At 68.3% G+C, this 2,530-nt stretch carries 2 protein-coding genes; both read left to right on the forward strand.

From position 1 onward, the window contains the following. The first annotated feature begins 1,032 nt into the window (after window positions 1-1,032). A complete protein-coding gene (locus AC0666_RS26635) occupies window positions 1,033-1,287 on the forward strand; it encodes a hypothetical protein (RefSeq protein WP_478708418.1) in 255 nt (84 codons plus the stop codon). Then, window positions 1,284-1,787 carry a hypothetical protein gene (locus tag AC0666_RS26640; protein WP_478708419.1) on the forward strand — a complete coding sequence of 168 codons (504 nt, stop codon included), beginning with the start codon at window positions 1,284-1,286 and terminating at the stop codon, window positions 1,785-1,787. The genes AC0666_RS26635 and AC0666_RS26640 overlap by 4 nt, the downstream gene beginning before the upstream one ends. Window positions 1,788-2,530: the final 743 nt, after the last annotated feature.

The raw sequence follows: 2,530 nt of genomic DNA on the forward strand, positions 1-2,530 counted from the left end.
TGAGGCTCATGGGATTTCCTCCGCCGGATCGGCTGGGTCATCACTGCTCGCACCCTCGGAAGCAGTAGGGGTAAATGCCCCTTTTGTCTCTTGGTAAAAGCCTGACCGGCCGACTTCGCGAGAGTGTCCGCCGCCTGTCACAGGCGTGTGACAGATGGGCCGGCCGCGCCCGCCAGCGCCACTACGGCGCTGTCTCGCACGCCCCTGACCTGCCGCTTCGCGACCGCCCCAAAGCGTCGGCCGCCCCTGTACTGCTCTTACTCCGGCGCAGGTAGGCGACCCGGGGCCGCAGCCGGGGGAGGGCGGGACGGCAGGACGGGATGGCTTAGCCCCAGTACTGCGTCCGCCGCAGGGCCCGGCCGTATCGCAGAGTGGGTTCGCCGGCTCGCCCTCCGGCAGGGGCCGTCCAGTACCGGTGAGTTTGCAGGCTCCCGGAGAGGGGCGATCAGGCGGCGCAGGACGGTGGTCTCACCCCCCCCATGGACACATGTGTTCGATTTCCTATGGCGAGCGGGCCACCAGGGACGGGGCGTACGTCTGCCGGCAGAGCGCGCCGGCGGCGGGACCGGCGATGTCGTGCGCCGCGCGGCTGCTGGCTGAGGGATGCCGAGAGAGGGGACCGGCCAGCGCCCCTCGCCCGACTACTCAAAGCCCTTGCAGGGCAGTCCGAGCGCAGGCTCGGCGGGGACGCACCACAGGAGGCCGTGGACGCACGGCTCTACGCGATCCTGACCGACCTCGTCAGCGCACACTGAACTCGTCGACGCGTCCCGCGACCTCGCCTGGCGGGCCCGGAGCGCGCTGTGGGGTACGACGCCGTGGGCGAGTGCGAGCACGGCGTACACGCCCCTGCGCTTCCCAGCCAACACGTCGACGTCGAGACCGGCCTCCCATACAATCTCCACCAATCTCCACCGCCACTTGCGACCTCGGGACGGCCCGCTCCCTCAGCACCGACCTTCTCGGGCTCGACCCCGCCCCAATCAGGCGACCCACGTACACAACCTGCATACCTGGTCCGACCTTCTCGGCTTGAAGCCGGGCCAGATCCGCGTGTCCCGGTTACCTCCGACCGGCGCTCCGATTCGACTGGAGGACGACTGGGCGTCGGACGAGAGCGTCCAGCAGGCCGTCGACGCGGTGAACAACGACCCCGAACTGCGGGCCGACCTCCTGGCCAAGGCCAAAGCGGCCAAGAATCACATCGACAGCCACAACACGGGCAACTCGCAGAACCTTTCCTCGGAGACGCAGGCCTTGATCGACAAACTGGAGAACTGGCCGTGACCGGCATCGCATTCCTGGCCTCCTTCATCACGACCGGGCGCCTGCACGGCATCGGCATCGGTTCCACCTTCGGCGAGGTCGACCGGGCCCTGCAGCACCACTGCGTCGATGTCGCCGGCGAGGGCGGTGCCTCACTGCGCCGCGACTTCGGGTTCGTCGAGTTCTACTTCAACCCCGGGGAGGAGTGGGTGATGTCCGGCGGGTCGATCGAGCTGCACCGCCTCGCGAATGCTCCCGAGTTGGCGGCGCGGTGGGGCGGGAGCACGGGCGTCGAGTTCACTCAGTACACCGCCTGGGCGGACGTACGGGAGGCGCTCTCCGACGTCCTTCCGGTCTCCAAGTTCACCGTCACCAACCAGGGCGGCTTCCTGGAGTACCGGGCGGAGAGGTCCTGTGTCTCCGTTCTCGTTGTGGACGACGAGGAGGAGGAAAGGGGCTACCACGCGGGGCACGGGGACGTGTGGAGCGTCAGCCTGTGGGCGCCCGTAGGCGTGAACTGACGCACGGGACGGCCGATGGGGTCGATGCTTCCCACGTGCGCGGCGAGAATCCGGGAAAGACCGTCAGGGGTCGGTTGAGGAGCAAGGCCGGATACCGAAGGCAGAGGTCGCGCGTACCTCGAATCCGGGCATCCGATCTTTGACGTCATGGAAATGACACGGGATGTCCTAGGAGGGTCGTTCACCGTGCTCGGAGGTTCCTCGCTGCTGTCCGACCGGAGGTTCGTATGGCGCCGATCTGGCCCGGTACGTCGACGCCTACGCGGTGAACTCCCAGGGCATTTTCTTTCCTTCGCCACCGGTAACGGATTCTTGGTACCCGCCCCGGACCCCGCGCGGCCTTCTGAACATCTCCGTGGCCGCAACTAGGACATTCGAGTTCCGGGTCGACAAGGGTGCCAAGCCCGGCGGCGGCGCATGACGGGGTGATACCGCCTGTGCACCAGGGGCGGCTCCACCCGCGACCGGTTCGGGGCCAACGGCCGGATCGCGCGCCCGACCACCAGGTCGTCGCTACTCGCCCCGGACGCGGGACCGGGACGGCCGTCGATCGGTGGAGGTGAGCAGGTCCTCTGCTGGGTCACGACGACTGTCCCGGCTGTCCCTCGGATACCCCCGAGTGCCCGCATTTCACCCGTGCCGACTTACATCGGTGAGTGACACGTCGGCATGGCGGTGGCGGGGGCGCCCGCCCAAAAGGGCGGCCCCCCCCCCCCCAAGGCCCAGGACCCCAGGATTGTAGA

The sequence above is a fragment of the Streptomyces sp. NPDC043680 genome, from assembly GCF_056436685.1.